Below are 17,719 nucleotides of genomic sequence, written 5' to 3'. Positions count from 1 at the left end.
AGTTAAATCATTTTAACTCTACTGAGTAGTAAAAAATGAATAAGACAAATATTGGCTGGATCAATGGTTTTATTGGCGTAACCATTTTTGCAGGTTCACTGCCTGCGACACGTATCGCCGTGATGGGTTTTAGCCCAGAATTTCTAACCACTGCACGTGCAGCAATCGCAGGTATGATCGCATTGCTTTGTTTATATGCTTTTAAACAACCAAAGCCAAATAGGCTTCAGTTTAAATCATTAATCATTGTTGCTTTTGGTGTAGTGATTGGCTTTCCGCTATTTACAGCACTGGCTCTACAAACGGTGACTTCAGCACATGCAATTGTATTTGTGGGTTTATTACCACTATCTACAGCAATATTTGCAGTGTTGCGTGGCGGTGAAAAACCATCATTGCCTTTTTGGCTGTTTGCTTTGATTGGTAGCACGATCGTTGTCGCTTACATGTTTTATGAAAATCAGCATTTAAAACTGAGTTTAGGTGATTTATACATGTTTGCTGCAATTATCACTTGTGGTTTGGGTTATGCGGAAGGTGGAAAACTCTCAAGAGAACTCGGCGGTTGGCAAGTGATTTGTTGGGCTTTGGTCATCTCTTTACCCTTGATGCTCATTATGAGTATTTATTATTTCCCTGTAAATTTTGACCATATTTATATCGCTGAAATTGCTGGACTTATTTATGTATCACTTTTTAGCATGTTGATAGGTTTTGTTTTTTGGTACAAAGGTTTAGCACTTGGTGGTATTGCGCAAGTCGGTCAAATCCAATTGGTTCAGCCCTTTATTGGTTTAATGTTATCCGCACTTTTATTGGGTGAAAAAATTAGTCTAGCGATGATTGTTGTATGTTTTGCAGTGGTTGTATGTGTCACTATTGCAAAAAAATATGCTTAATCTAAATTACCAATTTTAACTTACTTAAAGTAAGCCTATTTCTTTAAATAAGCTATTATAAGCTTCGGCTTTTTTATCTAAAGCCAGTGGATAAGCACGTGATGATGATGGCATACGAAATAAAGTCACTGTACGATTATCAAATACTGTTTGTACTGAATGCCCGATTTGTGGTTTTTCAGTTCCATCTGGCATTGAAAGCATTAAAGTATCTGTCGCTTTATCCCCTGTGGTCATAATGCTATGGCATTTAGGCATTTGATCTAAAAGTAATTTTAGATTTGTCGGTGTTTCAATCTGTAGAAATTTATCAGATGCATTTCCTTTTAAACGAATCACTTGATACGCCGTGTCAAAAATCGCAATGCCCTTTTGATTTAAAAAATCTCGAATCAATTGTTCTTTAAAATTTTTATTAGGTAAATCTAAAAAATAATCTTTGTCATTGAAAAAAATTAAACCAAAAATTCGCCACATGTCATTTTGGTAGTTTGGATAATAGAAATCCATTTTCCAACGTGTTTTAGGCGGCGGAAAACTTCCAAGCATCAACAGTTTGGCATTCTGGGGTAGGAATGGTTGTAATGGGTGGGTTTCGATAATTTGATCTGACATTATTGACTTGTCATAGACTTTTAAATAATTAGTTTAAAGCCTATCCGTCAAAACTGCACAATTATTTTAAATATAATTCTATTATTTTATTATGATAGATATTTAGCATTTTTTTCGGCTCTAATCTTCTATTAAAATACGCCAATCTCAACTTTTAATTAGGGTTTCAAGCTGTATAGGAGGATTCCCTAATTTCATATTTAGAATAACTGAAAGAGTATGTGAAAGAATCTTACGAACAATTCGATGTGTTAAATGCCACAGATCTTTTGCCCTTACTTTTTGAGTGTTGAATCGGTCAGTCAACTGACCGATAACAGTTTCAATTTTCCTTCGAGCATTCATCAATATTCTGATTGATTCTTTTGGTCTTAGATCAACCATATTTCGTCTATAAGGTGTTTGTAAGTCTAAATATTGATGCCTAAAATATTGTTTTAATTCAGGTCTTATATATCCCTTATCCGCTCCCAATAAACCATAAATGTTTTGTGTAATTTCAGGTGCAACATCTCTTTCATCACAATTTGCTGGAGCAAAAGTATAGTTCGTAATCATCCCTGATAAATTAATCACGATATGCCCTTTAAACCCGTAATATTTTTCCTGTTTTGCCGCACAATAACTAAAGCCTGCTGATGCTTTAAAGTTTCTATGCTTTTTTGCTCTCGCATAACGACAGACAGGAATCGGTAAACCATCCATAAAATGAATATTATCAGCACCAAAACGAGAACTTAGTTTTGCTGTAATTTGTTGATTAATATTCCATAAATTTGCACAATGCTTGCAGAAATTAGGATATGAACCTAACTGAGGAAACCACTCAATCCAATTATGCTTGAAATACATCCAGATATTTTTATCTGAATCTAGGCTGAGAAACTCTCCAAAAATTTGCATGGTGATAATTTCAATATCACTTAAAGCAGGTGGAAAACCTCTGGTTCTTAAGGGTTTTGTGACAATGAGGAGATATACTTCCTCTATGATTAAGTAAATAGAAATGATAAATTCGTGAATGGACATAACTTAGTTTGTTTTCTTGGTCGAAAATTAAATTGGGTTATGTCCTTTATATTTCAATGAGTTAAAAAGTTGAGATTCGCGTATTAAAATATATTTATGCACATATTTTGTACATTTAGACTTTTAATTACAATAAGTTGTCGTGACATCTTAGATCACTTAAAAAAAAGTGATGTTTTTAATTTTACTAAAGATTAAACCTTTATTTTTGAATAAGTTTTCTAAACCGTCTACTATAATTCAGTTTAAAAAGTTGATATAAATCATCCAATTTTTTCATTTGAAAAATAAATGACAACGTATCTTCAAGTTGATCAAACTCTTTACGGATTGCGTGTATATATAAATCGGTCGCATCCCCATAAACATCTCGATATTCATCATAACACAGGATAATTTTTCTTTGATTTGTCCTCATATTAGTTGAGCGTATGATTAGTATTTCAATCGTATAGTGTTGAGCATCCTGCACATAATATTCTGATAGCACAACATTTTGTTGACTATTCCAAATATCAATAATCAGTTGTGTAATGATGCTAAGATGATTCATTTATGCCTTCTGCCTAACCTTGAAATCACACATCAAAATAGAAGCTTAATTTTTTTCACCAATTCCCCTGCCCAAAGTTGATAAATCTCTTTACTTGGATGAAAACCATCCTCCGCCATTTCTAAATTCAATGCTTTAAAATGGGCTAAATCAAATTGAATCAATTGATAATTAGGTTTACTTTTTACAAACCGCGCTAATTTTTGATTCATTTCACTTGAATACTGTCCAAATAGCCATCCAAGCGGATTGGGTAATGCTGGAAATAGATTCATTGGTGGTACACCAGTGACTAATACTAATTTGGGAGTGAATTTTTCTTCAATTGTTTTATAAAATTCTTGTTGTTGCTGAATCCATTTTCTCGGTGAGCTTAACTTTGTCACATCATTAACACCAACAGATGTAATCACTACATCAAAATCATGACTCTCAAGTAACTGAGTTCTTTCTAAAACTTGTAACGTGGTATCGCCTGTTTTTGCTTCCAGTTGATAACTGATTTCAAAATCTTGTTTTAATTCATCTAAAACAGCACCCAATAATGCATCTGATTGTGTTTCTACACCGACACCCGCCGCAGCGGAATCACCCAAAATTAAAATAGATAATGGTTTTCCTTGACCAACTTTTCCATAACGAATACCTATTGCTTCTGGTAAACGAAGCGTATTCTTTTTTACATGATAGCCTTGAATCAATAATGCAGGGATTAAAGCAACAGTAGAAATTTTTAAAAACATTGAATACCATTCAAAAGAATATTTACCAGTATAAGCATATCGAAAAATGTTACTGACTAAAATCTATTAAAAAGGATGTTTATCCCAAATTTAAAAAATTCAAGGCGAAAGCAAATATAAATGTCCCAATAAATTCAAAAATTAATATTGAATTTTTCTTACCCTTTGAGATCAAATGTGCATTATAAGATCCGATTAAAATAACACCGATATACATCACTTTTTGGGTTTCGGAAAGTTGTAAAAGGCACAGTTGAATTTCACAGGATTTATCAAAGAAAAATAAATAACTCACTCGCGCAATGATGACCAAAACACTACTGACAATAAAACCTAAGATTGCATACATAGGGTCAAACCTTTTATTTTGATTATTGTTTTTATTGAGTGATAAAACATATTTTATTTTATCACTCATCACATTTTTTAGATCAAATAGCTCGTTACTTAACCCAATTTATTGACAATTTTCAATGGTAAAACTTTCATAGCAAGTCCTAATGGTAACCATGGCCATTGTGGAACATAAGCTTTAACAGGTTGTTTTTCAATGGCTTTAACCAATAAATGTGAACCAGTTTCAACATCGACTTCGAAAGGTAATTTTTTAGCACCTTCATTGATTTCAGTACGAATATAACCAGGATAAATTGTTGAAACTTTAATTTTAGTATCAATCAATTCCGCACGAATACCTTCAGCCAATGCTGCAACACCTGCCTTACTTGCGCCGTAAGCCGTTAAATGTTTAGGCATACCACGAATCGCACTCATTGACGAGATCACAACGAGATGACCAAACTTTTGTTCACGGAATATTTCGACAGCCGCTTCGCATTGTGCCAAAGCAGAAATAAAATTGGTTTCTACCGTTGCACGGTTAATTTCAAATTTACCATTCCCAATACGACGACCATCACCAACACCAGCATTGACAATGATTCGATCTAGGTTGCCAAAATCTTGTTTAAACTCACGAAAGACTTGAAATACTTGTTCGTAATGGGTCACGTCCAAAGTTTTTGCAATGACTTTTACGCCGTATTTTGATTCAAGTTCTTGTTTTAATGTTTCAAGACGCTCTAAACGACGTGCGCAAATCGCCAAGTTATAGCCTTTTTGTGCAAATTCACGTGCCATTCCTGCACCGATACCCGAACTTGCACCTGTAATTAAAATCGTTTTTGCCATGACAATACCTTTAATCCTTTGAATTTCTCGCTTGTTTTTCTCTCTTTAACTTAAATCCAAGTCAATAATTGTGGATCTTCAGCTTTGATAAAATGATGTTCATTTAAACTGAGCAATTGCGGTTCATTTCCCACCAAACGCAATGTTGTTAAACTGGTATTTGCGATCGCCCAATTTAAAGCAAAAGTTTTATTTGGACTCAGTTCTAAAAGCTTACCTGCAACCACAGAAATGACACCGCCAGAAGTAAATACAACTGCATAACGTGGTTTAGTTTTTGCCAATTCATCACAGAGATTTTGTAACGCCGTTTCAACACGATTTTTAAAATCTGGCCAAGCTTCATCATATTCATGATGAAATTCTCCACCTGTCCAGCGCTCAATCGCCCCTTCAAAAATCTTGGCGAGATATGCGCGTGGACTGCTTTCTTTAGCCACTTCCTGTTTAAGCAAGTGCGGTTCATTAAAACGTGGATCATACTGCGCAAAAACTTGCTGATGATTAAACTCATTCCAAGCACTGTCTGTCACGATTTTTGCTTCAGGAAAACATTCCGCTAAAGCAAAATTGGCTGTTTGCTGATGTCGTTGCATTGAACCTGCAACGACATAAGGTTCTTCTTTCAAAATTTTATCGAAATATTGTCCTAAAATTTTGGCTTGCAATTCGCCATTGGGAGAAAGTTTGTCATAACTTTCTGCACCAAAAGATGCCTGTCCATGACGAACCAGATAGATTGTGGTCATTTTCCTAATATTTCCTTAAATTTTTCAATATATTTATGTGCTACTTCATTGGCTTCAATTTTTTGCATACCAATCAATTTCAAAGCACGAATATGTAAGGCATGTATCACAATCCAAAAATCCTTAAATGCAGGATTATCGGTTTGTTTATGATAATAACGATAGTAAATTTGTTGTGCGATCACTGCCAAACGGAAAATGCCGAAAACTTCATAGAATATCCAGTTCTCAGGTTTTAAACCTGTTTTTTCTAGATAATAATCAACCACTTCTTTACGCGTGAACATACCTTTTAAGTTGGTCGGTTGGCGACGAGTGGCTTTGAAAATTTGGTTATCGGTATCTTCAACCCAATACGCCAAAGCAGAACCTAAATCCATCAATGGATCACCGATCGTTGCCATTTCCCAATCCAATACACCAATCACTTGAGTTGGATTGTTTGGATCAAGAATCACATTATCAAACCGCCAGTCATTATGAATTACACAACTGGTCGAATCAGCAGGAATATTTTCACTCAACCATTTACGAACATATTTAAAACTTGGCACATTGATGGTATGGGCTTTCTCGTAACGACTATCCCAGCCTTCAACTTGACGACGACAATAACCATCCCCTTTTCCGAGTTGTTCTAGCTTGGTGCCTTGATAAGGAACTTGATGTAATTCAATTAGTTTATCTAAAACATTGATACACAATTCACGGACTTGTTCTTCATTAAAATCCAATTCAGCTGGAAGTTTGGCACGTGGAATAATACCTTCAATGCGTTTCATCACATAGAAATCGCAGCCAATAACAGATTCGTCTTGGCATAATGCAACCATTTCAGGAAGTACAGGATAATATGGTGAAAGCCAATTTTGTACATTAAATTCACGCGCCATGTCATGTGCGGATTTGGCTTTGGTGCCTTTCGGTGGGCGACGTAAAATTAAATCTGCATTGTCATACTTTAAGCGATAAGTCCAATTTGAAGCACCACCAGAATATTGAGTGACTTCGACATTCCCCGAAATTTCTGAACCATTTTCAATGAGCCAATTTCCAACTGCACGAATATCCAGTTCCTCACCTTCACGCACATTTCCACCAACATCAATCACCGACATGTTTTTTCCCTGAATTAATTCTCTGACATTTCAAACGTGCATCACTTTGGTTGAGATATGTCTGAAATCTCATCTTTTTAAAGCCCTTAGTTGCAAAATATATACTTTAAAAATCATCAATCTATTTATATAACATCTTGAATCAAATAAGGACTTTATTCACTAAAATTCACAAACTTTAATAAGCTTATTTTTTACGTGATCCATAACCACGTTTTTTAAGTTCAAGTTTTGCAATCATGCCTTTATGCACTTCATCTGGACCATCAGCCAAGCGGAGTGAACGTGCTTGTGCAAAGAAACCTGTCAATGGTGTATCGCGTGAAACGCCCATACCACCATGCAGTTGAATTGCCATATCGACCACTTTTTCAAGTACAGATGGTGCAACCACTTTGATCGCTGAAATTTCTGTCAGTGCTGCCATATTGCCTTGCGTATCCATTTTATATGCCGCATATAAGGTCAATAAACGTGCTTGATCGATCGCAACACGTGCTTCAGCAACACGCTCCAAGTTTCCACCGAGTTTTAAAATTTCTTTACCAAAAGCGGTTCGGCTCATGCCACGATCAATCATTAACTCTAATGATTTTTCAGCAGCGCCGATGCAACGCATACAATGGTGAATACGACCTGGTCCTAAACGCCCCTGTGCAATTTCAAAACCTTGCCCTGCACCGCCAATAAAATTCGCCACTGGTACTCGTACATCATTAAAGCTAATTTCACCGTGACCATGCGGTGCATCATAATCACCAAACACAGGGAGCATACGTTCAATTGTCACGCCAACAGCATCTACAGGTACCAAAACCATCGAATGCTGATGATGACGGTCTTTGGTTTCATCAGGTGTATGCGCCATAAAAATAATGATTTTTGCATTTGGATCGCCTAAACCTGAAGACCACCATTTACGACCATTGAGAACAATTTCATCACCATCGACCACAGCGGTGGCTTGCATATTGGTGGCATCGGATGAGGCAACCGCAGGTTCAGTCATACAAAATACTGAGCGAATTTTTCCTGCTAATAAGGGTTTCAACCATTGTTCTTTTTGGGCTTCTGAACCATAGCGCCACAAAACTTCCATATTGCCACTGTCAGGTGCATTGCAGTTAAATACGGTTGGTGCAATCAAACTGCGTCCTGAAAGTTCTGCGATATGGGCATATTCCTGCACAGATAAGCCAGCCCCCAATACTGGATCTGGCAGGAACATGTTCCAAAGCCCAGCGTCTTTCGCTTTATTTTTTAATACTTCAAGTTGTGCAGGCCATTGCCATTTGGTCCAATCACCACCTTGATTCAAATGATGTACTTCATTCCAAAATTCTGTTTCTACGGGCTCAATTTCATTTTTAATAAAAGCTTTTGTGCGTTCTACAAAATCCTGTGCGCGTGCTGAAAGTTCAAACATCCTGCTCTTCCTGTCAAATGATTGAAAAAATAAATTAAAAAAAATAATCTGTTTTCATAAATATTGATGCTTTACTTACATTAGCTGAAAAACTAATATGAACAAAATGATTTAATTCAATATATCACTATGAATAGTATTCATAATAAATCTCATCTCGATATGGCAATTTTTCACCATATTGACATTAATTTATATCCACTTTTTATTACGATTTATGAGCAAAAAAGCATTTCTAAAGCGGCTCAAATTTTGTGCATTACCCAATCAGCAGCCAGTCATGCTTTACAACGACTTAGACAACATTTAAAAGATGATTTGTTTGTACGTGCTGGCAGTAAAATGTTGCCTACACCGTTTGCAGAGCAAATTTATCAACCTGTGCAAAATGCACTCTTGGCTTTTCAAAGTATTTCTAAGCAAAAACAGATGTTTGATCCAAGTATGGTACAGACTTTAAAAATTGCCGTACATGATGAAATTGAACCGATTATTTTTCCTAAGCTAATCCAGCATTTTCAAATGCTTAATTTAGGGATTCATTTTCAAAGCTGTAAACTTGATCGTAAAAATGTTGTTGCTGATTTAGCATCGCAACAAATAGATTTTGTTATTGACCTTGAACAAAATTATGGCGAGAAGATTCTCTATCAAAACTTAGAGCAAGACCAGTTTGTCATCTGTACCCAACAAAGTGAAATGAATAGTGATTTGTATTTTTCAGCACCGCATATTGGTGTTTCATCACGGCGCACTGGGATTCTCTTAGAGGATATGTATTTGAATAAAAAACAATATGTTCGAGAGATTTTTATGCGCTGTCAGCATTATTCAACTGCACTACAAGTCCTTGCGCAATCTCCTGAAGTGATGCTCACCATTCCTAGACAAATATTGTCTCATTTGAACATTGCCGAGAATATTCATATTTTTGAGCATCCTATTGAATTGCCAATGTTAAATATGGGAATTTATTGGCATCGAGATTTAAAAGAAAATTCGAGACATGCTTATTTAAGAGACCAAATTTTTAAAATATTTGCTTAGGCTATTTTAGTTTGCAGAATAGTTCTTTAGAATTTCTCTAGAAAATTGATGGTCGAATTTTCCATGCCTGAAATGCCATTGAACTTGATAAGCTGAAACAAAGCTACCGATAAATATGGGTGAAATATCAATCATATGCTTAACTTTGAAGTATCCTTTTTTTATTGCCCAATCATAAGTGGAAATATTCAGTGGGTACTCAATCAGTAATCCAGTAAGTGAATTATCATAAATCCATTTCTGTGCAGCTTTAAAACTACTAAAAATTGCAGAAGCGAACACAGCATTATCAGCTTTGAATAAATATACTTGGCTATGATTCATATGATTACCTCTTTATTATCTTATTTTTTCTTGTTTAAATATTTTATATCAGCAAAAAAATTATTTTGTTTTAAAAGTGTGACACATTTCACAATATTAACTTTCTATATAGCTTTATGATTCCAAAATTTGCTTAGGCTATTTTGTTATATTTCTCCTTTCAACATTTATCCTTGCTTTCATAATTATTTGTATTTCAATCTGACGTATTCATGACTTAAGTAAAAGATATTCATCTACCTTTTCCATTAAGTTTCCACTTCATCGTGAGTCATTAAAAAAATGAGGAACTAAGTTCCTCATTTTTCTTCTAGACAATATAAAGTTTCTTAGTAGGCGAATTGAATCAACATCCTAAAAAATCCTGCAATCACAGCAAGTGTTAGAAAACCACCTAGCCATAAAATGATAAACCATTGAGTTTGAGATAATTTCAATGTCGTCACCTCTATTCCTATGTTCGATATGCCAATGAAGTATCTAAATTGCTTAGGCTATTTACACCACCTAAGCAACCGATTGCTCTAAACTTAATGATAACCTTCATCACCCACACGGACTTTGTCACGGAATACCCAATATGACAGCCCGGTATAAATCAAAATGATTGGAATCAAAATCAATGCACCAATTAAAGCAAATAATTGACTGCTTTGTGGTGCTGCAGCATCCCAAATCGTAATTGATGGTGGAATGATGTATGGCCATAGACTGATCATAAAGCCTGTATATGCAAGGAAAACCAAAGCCAATGTAAAAATAAATGGACTCAATTCAGCACGATTCTTACATGCACGTAGAACGAGCCAAGTAAAAATCACCACCAAAATTGGTACAGGGCTAAAGTACATCAACTGCGGTTGGCTAAACCAACGTGCTGCAATTTCAGGATGCGCCATCGGTGTATAGATACTCACTGCCCCAAAGATGACAAATAAGGCAATAATCATTTTTGGCATGAGTTGATACATACGATCTTGCAAGTCATGGTCGGTTTTAAAGATCAACCAACCGCATCCCAAAGCGGCATAAAGTACAACCACCCCAATCCCTGTAAATACAGTAAATGGAGTCAGCCAATCTAGTCCCCCACCCGCATACATGTGATTTTCAACTTTAATGCCTTGGATATACGCACCCAAGATCATGCCTTGGAAAAAACTCGCAAGAATAGAACCACCAATAAAGGCTTTATCCCACAAATGCTTGGTGCGATTGGCTTTAAAGCGAAATTCAAAAGCCACGCCACGGAAGATTAAAGCGATAACCATGAAAATAATCGGCAAATATAAAGCGGATAATACAGTGGCATAAACCATTGGGAATGCCGCATATAATGCAGCACCACCAAGTACCATCCACGTTTCATTCCCATCCCACACAGGTGCGACAGTATTCATCATCACATCACGTTCGTGTTGATCTTTGAAGAATGGAAATAAAATCCCGATTCCCAAATCAAAACCATCCAACACCACGTAGATAAATACGCCAATGGCAATAATAACAATCCAAATCAGAGATAAATCAATCATTATTTACGCTCCTGTTCATTGCTATTTTGAGTATTTGCATCAACATCTAGGCTTTCTTCCACTGTACTGAGTGGACGTTTAGAAGCAAGAATCACCGCTTCTTCGCTATGGACTATGCCCTCAGGGCTTGCATGGATAAACTCAGGACCTTTATGCATCAGTTTCAGCATGTAATAAATCCCGATTCCGAATACCACGCAGTACACCACCACGAAAATAATCAAAGTCAAACCAACTTGTTCAGCAGATACTGGCGACAAGGCATCTTTAGTACGCATTACGCCATAAACCACCCATGGTTGACGACCAACTTCAGTGGTAAACCAACCTGCAAGTAAGGCAATGAAACCTGATGGACCCATCACAAAGGCAAAACGATGTAACCATTTATTTTCATACAGCTTGCCACCTTTGCGTAATACCAATGCAAATAGTGCCAAGAGAATCATCAATACGCCTAATCCGACCATGATGCGGAAGCTCCAAAACACCACCAATGAGTTTGGACGATCTTCTTTGGCAAATTCTTTTAAGCCTTTCACCTCTCCATCCATACTATGGGTCATGATCAAGCTGCCCAAGTTTGGAATACCAATCGCATATTTTGTTTCTTCTGCCTCCATATCAGGAATACCAAATAAATATAAAGGCATACCTTCGCCTTTATTGGTTTCCCAATGCCCTTCAATGGCAGCCAATTTGGCAGGTTGATGTTTCAAAGTATTCAAACCGTGATTATCACCAATGATCACTTGTAAAGGTGCAAGGATGAGAATCATCCACATTGCCATGGAAAATGACTTTTTCACCAAAGCATCACGGCGACCTTTAAGCAAATGCCAACCTGCTGTTGATGCAACTAAAAGTGCTGAAACAAGGAATGCTGCTGCAGCCATATGAGCTAAGCGATATGGAAATGATGGGTTGAATACGATTGCAAACCAATCTTGAGGCACGATGATGCCATTTTCAATGCTAAAGCCTTGTGGTGTCTGCATCCAACTGTTAGAGGATAAAATCCAAAACATGGAAATACAGGTTCCGACTGCTACCATGGCTGTGGCAAAGAAATGCGCTCGAGGTCCTACACGCCCCCAACCAAACAGCATGATACCAAGGAAGCCTGCCTCTAAGAAAAAGGCACTGAGTACTTCATAAGTCAGCAATGGACCTGTCACAGAACCTGCAACACGGGAAAATTCACTCCAATTGGTACCAAACTGATAACTCATCACCACACCGGATACCACGCCCATACCAAAAGCCACGGCGAAAATTTTGACCCAAAACTTAAATAAGTCTTGATATACAGGGTCTTTGGTTTTTAGCCAACGCCATTCCAACACAGCAAGAAAGCTCGCTAAACCAATGGAAATTGCAGGGAAAATAATATGAAAAGACACAGTGAAAGCAAACTGAATGCGTGCCAATTCTAAAGCAGTAAAACCTAAACTCATGGCATCACCTTTTTCATCAAGAAAAGTTGAATTTTGTTTTCAGACATGAACAAATTTTTCTGTATTTGTTCAGTATATATCCGCAGGTTTAATAAGGTCTGTTGCTTTAATTTTGCAGTTTTTTTAAACAATTCTAAAAAAAGTATGCAAAGGTTTTTTCCTTCGAATTTAAGGAAATTTTGATTAAACATAATCTGTCTCTACAAACGAATTCGTAATCTAACCAAACACTTTAAAGCACTAAATCTTTAAATATGCTGGGCCAAGGAATGTGTTATGCAAAGACCATAGGCGGGGCTCGCCCTTGAGGAATGAGGAATAAACGCTGTAATAGAAAATAGACATGTTGAAAGGCTTCAACAAATGCCATTAACTTGACTTGAATACGAACCAGAATCTCTTGTACACCAACTTCAGGTGGCATCACTAAGTTGCCATAGACCACACAATATTGGCATTGATGATTCATGTCATGATGATTGTGCCCTGTTGTAGAGTGTTGTTCATCTTGATCTGCATGTAAATAGTGATGAATAAAACTGCTTTCAGGCTGTTTTGAAAAATCTTGTAAATGATGATGAGAGAAGTCTTGAGATTCTGAGTGTAAATTATGCGAATGAGACGGACGCAATAAAGACTGAGTAATGTCCTCACAGACCGGAGCAATTTGATATTGCTCTGGTAATAGCGGTTGTAAGAATACCGCAAGCTGTAAAAATACTGTTGCAAAAGCCAGCAACAGACCACTACGTCTTAGCACATGCATTGCTCATATTGGGAGAGAGATAAAAAGCTTTTGCTTTGGTTACTATAGAAATATTTAACAAGATTAAATAATCAATAGAATAAAAACCAAGCGTATTACTCGACTTTTCAATCTTTACTATAGTCTATTTAAAATTTAATTCAAAGCATCTTTAGCATTTTTTTAGCAATACTTTTCTCTTTTATTCATTAAGAAATTTATTTATTTAAGCCGAACAAAAATCAATTTTTTCCATTTGCAATGAACTTGAAAGTTTAATCCACTCGGCGTATAGTTTCATTTAGTTACCCTAGTTAACCATTTATTTAAGCCGTTAATCAAACTATGACCTATCCCTACACATTCCGTTCAACCATGCTTCGTTGCACTCGTATGTTCAATGATGAAGTAAATACCCTACTTGTACCTTTTGAGCTGAATTATTCACTTTGGCAAGTAATGTTCGTTCTGAATTTAAAACAGCATTGCACATCTATTGATTTGGCTGAATATCTCAATATTTCAAAACCTTCGATTGCAAAGCGCGTCAAAATTTTGACTCAAATGCAAATTTTCGAGCACATCAAAACTGAAGATAAACGCATGAAAATGTTGAAACTTTCATCTCATGGTCAAGACATTTATCAGCAATGCTATGTTCAAATTCAGCAGTTTGAACAACTGATTTTAAAACCTTTCCACAAGGAAGAAGTTGAACAAGCTCAACATCTTCTCGAACAAATTATGCAGCAGTTGCAATCTCATCAATCTGGTCAATAAGCCGTACTTATTATGAATACCCCATCGTTACAAGCCCCTTTGTGGACGAAAAACTTTATCCTCGTCAGCGCAATCAATTTTCAACTCGTCCTGACTTTTTATTTGTTGGTTGTGGTCATCGTTGGCTATGCAGTTGCTGAATTGCATGTTTCGACCGCACAAGCAGGCTTAGTATCGGGTTTGTTTATTGTCGGGACATTGGTTGGACGACTCTTGGTGGGAAATATTCTTGAACGCTTTGGACGTAAAAATACCTTAGTCGCGGCTTTATTGGGCTTTCTCATATTCTCAGCCATGTACTTCATCAAATTTGAAGTGGGAATGCTGTTATTTGTACGTTTTATGCATGGCTTTATGATGGGTATGGCATCGACTGTACTCGGCACGATTATTGCGCAAATTATTCCTGCAAGTCGCCGTGGTGAAGGGATTGGCTATTACAGTATGAGTAGCACTTTAGGTACAGCCATCGGACCTTTTCTCGCTATTTGGATGATGTTACATATTGGCTATCATGCAATTTTTATTGTTTCTAGCTTAATCGCAATAAGCTGTCTGATCACGGCATTTCTGATCCAAGTGCCTGATCTTCCGCAAAGCGCAAAAACAAACAGTACAAAAGTGAATTCGACTGAGTTACAAATCGAATCCAACCAGATACAGCATAATTGGCTTTCACAATTTGTCGAAACCAAAGCCATTCCTATTTCATTGATTATGTTCTTGGCGTCTATCAGTTATTCAGGCGTGCTTTCATTCATTAATTTCTATGCCAAAGAGTTAGATCTGATTACTGCTGCATCATTTTTCTTTTTAATGTATGCCATCGCCATTCTGATTTCTCGCCCATTTACAGGTCCATTACTGGATCGTAAAGGTGAAAATATCATTATCTATCCCGCATTTATAATTATGGCAATATCCAATCGGTCTGCCAAACCGTTGCTGTTAAAAGTGCTTCACTGGAAAGAATGAGCTTTGCAACCTCTACATTCTTTATCTTTTTAGATGCAGGTTTAGGTTTTGGACCTTATTTTATTGGTTTAACACTGGACTATATCAATTACGCAGAATTGTATCTGTATAGCGCAATTGCGACATTAATCTGCATCGTGATTCATTACATTTTACATGGCAAATCAGCTGCAAAAACTCACAGGAAAATTGCTTAGTTTTTCAGATCTTTTCAAATTATTTTTAATAAAAAATGCTTCTAATAAAAACTTTTATCATTAGCAATGCTCATAAGCCAACTACTTGTGAGCATTGATATTTCTTATTGAATAAATTTAAACCAATTTAAGTTTCATCCATATAATTGAGAAATTTAAATGCTTATTCAATACAGCAATTCTGAACATAATTAAAAAGACAGACTTAATAATTTAAGTATTTCATTGAAAAACCTTAGATATATCCTCGGGAAAAACCGATACATCAGAAAATATTACATAGATATTCTAATTAATACTTTTTTAAATTAAATGATCATAACCTAAGGTGTTAAAACAAAAAAAAGTAGATACGAATATCTACTTTTTATAAACTTTTTTGAGATTATGATTTAATTCTTTTGAATAAATTATTTAAACACACGGAAACGTTGCGCACGATCCATATATTCTTTTTCACCAGCTGATGCTTCGATTGAACCAAAGACCAATTGTGCACGAAGTTTCCAGTTTGCAGGTAGATTCCACTGTGCCTCAACTTTTTCATCAACAAGCGGATTGTAATGTTGCAATGACGCGCCAATGCCTTGCTCTGCTAATGCCGTCCACACTGCAAATTGTGCAATCCCTGTAGACTGCTCTGACCAAATAGGAAAATTGTCTGCATAACCTGGGAATTGATCCTGCAAGGTTTTCACCACATCTTGATCTTCAAAGAACAACGCTGTTCCAAAACCTGCTGCAAAACTATCAATTTTAGCATTAGTCGCTGCAGCAGCTTCTTCATTCGGTGCAAATGGTTTAAGCACTTCTTTAACAATATCCCAATATTTTTGATGCTCTTGATTAAACAAAATCACCACACGTGAAGTTTGTGAGTTAAAAGCTGAAGGACTATTGGCAACTGTGGTTTGAATGAGTTCTGCGACTTCATCTGCACTAAACTTTACATTTTTACCAATGGCATAAATAGAACGACGATTTTTAATTAAATCATTAAAGTCTTTTGACATTTTAACTCCACTTTTAAATACGTGACTGATATAACTTTTTATCATTTAAACATGGAATGTCACGACTTTTATGATATTTACGTTAAAACTGTGTAATTTTTAGATTCCAATCGACAACATTTTTTTACTTTTCATAAGTTATAAATATAACAACAAATACTCCACGACTATTTTCATTTAGAAATAAAAAGGGGCAAAAGCCCCTAATTTTAATCTAAGTAATAATCAAAAATTTGCATTCAATACTTTTGCTGAAACTGTATTTTTCCAAAGATCTCGCAACGTCGGTAAATAAAATTTTTCACCTAATTCAACAAGTTCGGCATCAATCAAAGCATGCGTTTCATGCATCAATAAATAATCCAGCTCTACTGTCAATAACTGCTGTTGCTTTTTAGCAAACTCCTTGCGTTTTGCCTGCGCTTGCTTAAGCAATTGATCTGCAAAATTCTTATTTTTATATTGGCTAATGGCTTGTAAGCGTAGTTCAATCACACCCCAACCCGTTAAAAACTTCTTAAAGGTTTCAAAATCTTCAGTTGTCGATTCCCAAGTCATTTTATCTAAATCTTCATCTTCTGGAAGTACAGGCAATAGAAGCTCCATCATACTTGGAAATATTTTTTTGAAATTTAAAATAAATTTAACAGGATGCTCACCTGGATAATCTTTGAATTGAACATTTTCCTGAACATCCGTTAAATATATAGAGAGCATTAATATAACCTTTGATAACTAGCTGTATTTTAATGATTAATTACCACCTTGCAAAACACATACAAAGTGAGTTTAAAACATTAACAAAATTAAAAATGCATTTTATCAACTATGACAGTGAATTCAATGCAAAGGTTCTCACCAAGATTGTTAATGGTTAGATTTGATGCGTTTAAGATTGGAGATCATTTCAAATGGAATGACTTCGATACATTCTACATTTAAAACGCGGATGTATGTGCTTTTTAAATAATTCTTAGGGCTAAGATCTATCTTTGAGGCAATGTAAGTCAATTTTAAAACCATTTAGAAAATCACATTAAATAATGCGCTATTTAGCAAAGTTCTATTCAACAAATTTTCTTTCACAATATTTATAATTTTCCTCTTTACTGACATGTCCATTAGCATGCACACAGGAACAAAACAAAATTGCCTTGTTATAGGGAATCCTTTCTGGAACATCCACGCCATAACACTTCGTGTCAATATCAGACAACCGATTCGCAACGAACCACTCTCCAGAATAAAATGGATAGGCGAAACCACCAACAACGATCAAAAATAGAATAATAATGGGGAGATTGCTTTTAATAGAATGAATCA

At 35.9% G+C, this 17,719-nt stretch carries 19 protein-coding genes and 1 pseudogene; 4 read left to right on the top strand and 16 right to left on the bottom strand.

The window, feature by feature from the left end; translation table 11 throughout:
* Positions 1-35 precede the first annotated feature (35 nt).
* Entirely contained in the window at positions 36-899 is an 864-nt protein-coding gene (locus BEN71_RS09725; RefSeq protein WP_068975972.1) for a DMT family transporter, read from the top strand.
* Positions 900-923: 24 nt separating this feature from the next.
* Here BEN71_RS09725 and BEN71_RS09720 read toward each other — a convergent pair whose 3' ends face one another.
* The 9 genes from BEN71_RS09720 to BEN71_RS09680 form a co-directional block, all read right to left on the bottom strand.
* Positions 924-1,514: a uracil-DNA glycosylase family protein gene (locus tag BEN71_RS09720; protein ID WP_068975973.1), complete on the bottom strand. Its 591-nt coding sequence runs from the start codon at positions 1,512-1,514 to the stop codon at positions 924-926.
* A 147-nt stretch (positions 1,515-1,661) separates the two neighbouring features.
* On the bottom strand, positions 1,662-2,543 hold the full coding sequence (locus tag BEN71_RS09715; RefSeq protein ID WP_068975974.1) for an IS982 family transposase: 882 nt from the start codon (positions 2,541-2,543) through the stop codon (positions 1,662-1,664).
* Between the two features lie 202 nt (positions 2,544-2,745).
* Complete coding sequence (locus BEN71_RS09710; RefSeq protein WP_068975975.1) at positions 2,746-3,096, bottom strand: hypothetical protein; 351 nt, start codon at positions 3,094-3,096, stop codon at positions 2,746-2,748.
* A gap of 32 nt (positions 3,097-3,128) precedes the next feature.
* The gene (locus tag BEN71_RS09705) at positions 3,129-3,839 is read right to left on the bottom strand and encodes an SGNH/GDSL hydrolase family protein (protein WP_068975976.1); all 711 of its coding nucleotides are present in this window, start codon (positions 3,837-3,839) and stop codon (positions 3,129-3,131) included.
* A gap of 79 nt (positions 3,840-3,918) precedes the next feature.
* A complete protein-coding gene (locus BEN71_RS09700; RefSeq protein WP_227542671.1) occupies positions 3,919-4,257 on the bottom strand; it encodes a hypothetical protein in 339 nt (112 codons plus the stop codon).
* A 29-nt stretch (positions 4,258-4,286) separates the two neighbouring features.
* Positions 4,287-5,030: an SDR family oxidoreductase gene (locus tag BEN71_RS09695; protein WP_068975978.1), complete on the bottom strand. Its 744-nt coding sequence runs from the start codon at positions 5,028-5,030 to the stop codon at positions 4,287-4,289.
* A 50-nt stretch (positions 5,031-5,080) separates the two neighbouring features.
* On the bottom strand, positions 5,081-5,779 hold the full coding sequence (locus tag BEN71_RS09690; RefSeq protein ID WP_068975979.1) for a histidine phosphatase family protein: 699 nt from the start codon (positions 5,777-5,779) through the stop codon (positions 5,081-5,083).
* Positions 5,776-6,897, bottom strand: a complete 1,122-nt coding sequence (locus BEN71_RS09685; protein WP_068975980.1) for a phosphotransferase family protein — start codon at positions 6,895-6,897, stop codon at positions 5,776-5,778. The genes BEN71_RS09690 and BEN71_RS09685 overlap by 4 nt, the downstream gene beginning before the upstream one ends.
* A gap of 187 nt (positions 6,898-7,084) precedes the next feature.
* Entirely contained in the window at positions 7,085-8,323 is a 1,239-nt protein-coding gene (locus BEN71_RS09680) for an acyl-CoA dehydrogenase family protein (protein ID WP_068975981.1), read from the bottom strand.
* A gap of 129 nt (positions 8,324-8,452) precedes the next feature.
* On the opposite strand from BEN71_RS09680, the gene BEN71_RS09675 reads away from it, so the two are divergent.
* Positions 8,453-9,370 (top strand): LysR family transcriptional regulator, encoded by a 918-nt coding sequence (locus BEN71_RS09675; RefSeq protein WP_068975982.1) that lies wholly within the window; start codon positions 8,453-8,455, stop codon positions 9,368-9,370.
* Between the two features lie 6 nt (positions 9,371-9,376).
* Here the strand turns inward: BEN71_RS09675 and BEN71_RS09670 are convergent, their stop codons facing one another.
* The 5 genes from BEN71_RS09670 to BEN71_RS09645 form a co-directional block, all read right to left on the bottom strand.
* Positions 9,377-9,694, bottom strand: coding sequence for a DUF7710 domain-containing protein (locus tag BEN71_RS09670; protein WP_068975983.1), 318 nt, complete (start codon positions 9,692-9,694; stop codon positions 9,377-9,379).
* Between the two features lie 329 nt (positions 9,695-10,023).
* Positions 10,024-10,131, bottom strand: coding sequence for a DUF2474 family protein (locus BEN71_RS09665; RefSeq protein WP_086322717.1), 108 nt, complete (start codon positions 10,129-10,131; stop codon positions 10,024-10,026).
* A gap of 93 nt (positions 10,132-10,224) precedes the next feature.
* Positions 10,225-11,229 carry a cytochrome d ubiquinol oxidase subunit II gene (gene cydB / locus BEN71_RS09660; RefSeq protein WP_068975984.1) on the bottom strand — a complete coding sequence of 335 codons (1,005 nt, stop codon included), beginning with the start codon at positions 11,227-11,229 and terminating at the stop codon, positions 10,225-10,227.
* Entirely contained in the window at positions 11,229-12,686 is a 1,458-nt protein-coding gene (locus tag BEN71_RS09655; protein ID WP_068975985.1) for a cytochrome ubiquinol oxidase subunit I, read from the bottom strand. Before BEN71_RS09655 ends, cydB begins: the two co-directional genes overlap by 1 nt.
* 274 nt (positions 12,687-12,960) lie before the next feature.
* Positions 12,961-13,446: a DUF2946 domain-containing protein gene (locus BEN71_RS09645; RefSeq protein WP_086322716.1), complete on the bottom strand. Its 486-nt coding sequence runs from the start codon at positions 13,444-13,446 to the stop codon at positions 12,961-12,963.
* Positions 13,447-13,776: 330 nt separating this feature from the next.
* On the opposite strand from BEN71_RS09645, the gene BEN71_RS09640 reads away from it, so the two are divergent.
* Together BEN71_RS09640 and BEN71_RS09635 are read left to right on the top strand one after the other, a co-directional pair.
* On the top strand, positions 13,777-14,211 hold the full coding sequence (locus BEN71_RS09640) for a MarR family winged helix-turn-helix transcriptional regulator (protein ID WP_068975988.1): 435 nt from the start codon (positions 13,777-13,779) through the stop codon (positions 14,209-14,211).
* Positions 14,212-14,223: 12 nt separating this feature from the next.
* A pseudogene (locus BEN71_RS09635) lies at positions 14,224-15,383 on the top strand (MFS transporter).
* Positions 15,384-15,793: 410 nt separating this feature from the next.
* Here BEN71_RS09635 and BEN71_RS09630 read toward each other — a convergent pair.
* Together BEN71_RS09630 and BEN71_RS09625 are read right to left on the bottom strand one after the other, a co-directional pair.
* Positions 15,794-16,396 carry a nitroreductase family protein gene (locus BEN71_RS09630; protein WP_068975989.1) on the bottom strand — a complete coding sequence of 201 codons (603 nt, stop codon included), beginning with the start codon at positions 16,394-16,396 and terminating at the stop codon, positions 15,794-15,796.
* Between the two features lie 225 nt (positions 16,397-16,621).
* Complete coding sequence (locus BEN71_RS09625) at positions 16,622-17,113, bottom strand: hypothetical protein (RefSeq protein WP_068975990.1); 492 nt, start codon at positions 17,111-17,113, stop codon at positions 16,622-16,624.
* Positions 17,114-17,719 lie beyond the last annotated feature (606 nt).

It is taken from the genome of Acinetobacter wuhouensis, assembly GCF_001696605.3.
Classification (GTDB): Bacteria; Pseudomonadota; Gammaproteobacteria; order Pseudomonadales; family Moraxellaceae; genus Acinetobacter; species Acinetobacter wuhouensis.
The sequence above is the reverse complement of the archived record's forward strand: the minus strand, read 5'-3'. Positions and strand labels throughout refer to the sequence as shown.